4 protein-coding genes are annotated in these 3,606 nt (G+C 62.8%); 2 read left to right on the top strand and 2 right to left on the bottom strand.

The features are described 5' to 3' along the window. Nucleotides 1-461 (top strand): cytochrome P450 (locus A5704_RS25300; protein ID WP_156737761.1); only part of this gene is annotated, 461 nt, incomplete at its 5' end. Between the two features lie 284 nt (nucleotides 462-745). Further along, nucleotides 746-1,672 (top strand): dihydrodipicolinate reductase, encoded by a 927-nt coding sequence (locus tag A5704_RS25305; protein ID WP_067781342.1) that lies wholly within the window; start codon nucleotides 746-748, stop codon nucleotides 1,670-1,672. Nucleotides 1,673-1,898: 226 nt separating this feature from the next. Here the strand turns inward: A5704_RS25305 and A5704_RS25310 are convergent, their stop codons facing one another. Continuing rightward, nucleotides 1,899-2,447 (bottom strand): hypothetical protein, encoded by a 549-nt coding sequence (locus A5704_RS25310; protein ID WP_067781339.1) that lies wholly within the window; start codon nucleotides 2,445-2,447, stop codon nucleotides 1,899-1,901. Continuing rightward, the coding region (locus A5704_RS25315; RefSeq protein ID WP_067891704.1) for a cytochrome P450 at nucleotides 2,444-3,606 on the bottom strand (1,163 nt) is incomplete at its 5' end. The genes A5704_RS25310 and A5704_RS25315, both read right to left, overlap by 4 nt.

The raw sequence follows: 3,606 nt of genomic DNA on the forward strand, positions 1-3,606 counted from the left end.
GCGCCGCAGTGGTGTTTGCGCGACACCAGGACCAATGGCAGGCACTGAGGCGAGACCGAAGCCTCATTCCCGCCGCCTTCGAAGAGCTGCTGCGTTACGAGGGGCCATCGCAATACGACATCCGTTGGAGCAAGGTCGATGTCGAACTTCATGGCACGGTGATACCCAAGCACAATCCGGTGATGCTCATCAATGGTTCGGCCACCAGGGATGAGCGAGCGTTCGTCGATGCAGATCGCTTCGACATCAATCGTCGGCACTCCGGCCACAACCTCGGATTCGGCTACGGAATACACAGCTGTCTTGGCGCGGCACTGGCGCGCATGGAGGGACGCATTGCCATCGATGCCCTGTTGGACTTGATCCCCGAGTTCGAGGTAGACGTCGCGGGCCTGCAACGGGTCAAGATGCCGAATGTCTTCGGATGGGGACGCGTGCCCGTACGTGCGGTAGCGCAATGATCCGTCCTCACGACGAACTCGCTGCTCTCATCGGTGCGCGAAGCGGGTGGAGACGCAAGCCGCGGTCCGGCGCTCTTAGGAAAACGCACATAGGAGATTGAGCAATGGCAACTGAGAAATCCAGAAAGTATCGGGTTGTTCACGTAGGCACGGGATTGACCGGTAAGGAGGCACTCCGGGCAGTCCTCGGTGATCCGGCACTGGAACTCGTCGGAGTCAAAGTGTCCACGCCCGAGAAGGCCGGAGTTGACGCGGGTCGCCTTTGTGGCGAACCGGAGGTCGGTATATCGGCAACCGACGATCTCGACGCGGTGCTGGCTCTGCGGCCCGACTGTGTCACCTACTGTGCCACCGCCGTCCGGCGCGAGAATGACGCGATCACCGACATCATCACTTACCTCGAGGCGGGGATCAACGTCGTGACGATCTCGACGATCCCAATGGTCTACCCGCCTGCGGCGCCACCGGAGTGGCGCGCGGCCGTCGAAGCCGCGGCGGCGAAAGGCAATTCGACCTTCTACGCCACCGGCGCCGAGCCGGGCTTCATTAGTCTCAACGTCCCCACCGCCCTGCTTGCCGGCGCCGGAACCGTCGATTCCTACCGGATGGACGAATATGCGATCGACCTGGACAAGTCCTATCCCATTTGGGAGGTGCTGCACGAATCCATGGGCTTTGGAAAGCCGAACGGGCACGTGCCCGCCCGAATCGCATCGGGCAAGGTCACCCACGACTGGGAGACCGTGGTGCGCTACATCGCCGACATCCTAGGCCTGGAACTCGATGGAGTCGAACTGGATTGGGAAACACTTCTCGCGCCAACGGATTTGCAGACTGCCCTCGGCACGATTGCTGAAGGGACGATTTGCGCGCACCGCTGGCAGCTGGCCGGCGTCATCGATGGGCGGTCAGTGGTCGCGGTGCAGTATTTCGCGACGGTGAGTTCCACACCCTGGCCGCAGCGTTGGCCGCGGCCGTCGAGGGAAAACCAAGGCGGCATGGTCATCCGGGTCGAGGGACGGCCCAGTATGTCCTTGGAGCTGTATTTCGAGCAATCGCCCTCGGATCGGGTCAATCCGGGTGTAGCGGTGACAGCGCTGGCCGCGGTCAACTCCATACCCGCGGTCGTGGACGCGGCGCCTGGCGTGCTTGGCTCTCCCTTGGCGGGTCCGGCGATAGTGAGCAGGCAATCGCGAACGCGCCCTGTTTAGTGACCCGCTTGCGCGAATCAGCCTGCCGGCGCGCGAGCGCGCTGTGGTCAATTGCGCCGCAAAACCCGGCGCGATCAGAATCTGGGTCGCGGGTTGCTTTGCGATGAAGGGCATCTCACTTCACCCACACCCGTGACCGAAGCAGCGAAGGACGCGTTGCGCGAGCCTCTCGATGCGCTGACCGGCGAACCGATCAGTTCTGGACAGCCGGTCAAGGCGCCAAACCTCAACCTACAATGCTGCCTTCACGCAGGAAGTTCTCTGTGTACGCCTGATACGTCAGGCTGTCGCGATCGAGGCCGATGAGATCGAGGAAGGGGTGCCACTCCCGGGAATCGACAAACCAGTCCCAACGAGTGATGTGGCCCTCGTCATTGGTCCATACGTAATCCCATTCGTGAAGCTGCAGAACGGTCCCGTCGGCCAGCGTTCCCGCATAGGTGTCGCGGACCGCAAACCCCCAATCGGCGGGCCTGCAGTCGAACGGGGTAACGATTCGAAAGTCGGGCATGTGCTTCCACCACATGCGGAATTCGCAGGTAAGCATGTCACCGTCGGGCGCGAAGCGTTGCATGGCCGCGAGCACCTCCTCGGAGGCGAGGTCGGCCATCACATGATCGGCGCCGCCGTTGAACAGGGGGCACATCATTACGGCGTCTGGCGAGTAGATCCACTCATCGCCGTATGTGATCTTTTTCGTCTCCGGGGCTCTGGCGTACGTCTCCCATTTTGCGTGGGCCAGCCTGTGGTGCAGGGCAACTCGATCGGAGGTCATGCTCCGCGCGTCCTGTGTACGGGCACATTGGACCACCCACAAACATTCGCCATCGCCACCCGCCGCAGTCCACCGCGGTCGACTTCATAGTCAGGGAGGAGATCGAGCAGCGCCTCGAGCGCGATGCGGCTCTCCATCCTTGCCAGCGCCGCCCCCAGACAACTGTGCACGCCATACCCGAAGGCGAGGTTGAAGCCCATTCTGCGCTCCCGGTCGATGTCCAGCCGGTCGGGATCGGGGAACATCCGTTCGTCGCGGGTCGCCGAGCCCGTGACGAGCAGGACTGCGCTGCCCGCGGGAATGGTGCTGCCGTGCAAGGTCACATCGCGGGTGGCGGTGCGTACCTGGTACTGCGAGGGCGCCTCATAGCGCAACAATTCTTCGACGGCGGCGGGCACCTTGCTGCGGTCCTTCCGCAGCTTCTGCCACTGATCCGGAAAGTCGGCGAAGGCGACCACGGCGTTGCCGACGAGTTTCGTCACCGTCTCGGCGCCAGCTCCCCCAAGCATGGTCGCGAATCCGGTGATATCGACGTCGGTGAGCTTCTCCACCTGACCGTCCCGCTCGATCTCGGTTTCGATGAGCCTGCTGATCATGTCGTCACGAGGTTCGGCGCGGCGCTGCTGCACGAGGTCGTAGTAGTAGAGACCGGTTTTCATCGACGCTTCCCGCCCTGCGGCGGTGGTGGCGATCCCACCCGGGTGGCGTTCGAGGAGCAGATCCAGCCAAATGCGGATCTGGTCGCGGTCCTGCTTGGGCACTCCGAGCATGGTGGTGATGACCTCATTCGGGAACAGCGCCGAGAAATCGGCCACCACATCGAACGAGGAGGGGTCGAGCGCGTCGATGCGTTCGTAGACTTTCTCGCGCACCATGTCTTCCAACGCCGCGATGGCACGCGGCGTGAACACGTTGCTCACCAGCCTGCGCATCTTCTGGTGCTCGGGTGGGTCCATCGAGATGATCACTTTGGGCACTGGTATCGCGTCGTCGTGCGCCTGAACCATGTCCAGCGTCGCACCCTTTGCCGACGAATAGGTTTCGTGGTCCTTGGTAGCGGGCGCCACGTCGTCGTAGCGGGTCAGTGCCCAGAAATCCCACTTCGGGTTGTAGTAGACGGGGGCACTGTCGCGCAGGCGTCTGTACGTGTCGTACGCCC

Origin of the sequence: Mycobacterium sp. E735 (assembly GCF_001666955.1) — a bacterium.
Classification (GTDB): domain Bacteria; phylum Actinomycetota; class Actinomycetes; order Mycobacteriales; family Mycobacteriaceae; genus Mycobacterium.

Excerpts from the sequence above, each read along its gene's own strand:
- A5704_RS25310 (WP_067781339.1), bottom strand. The coding sequence starts at position 2,447 with ATGACCTCCGATCGAGTTGCCCTGCACCACAGGCTGGCCCACGCAAAA.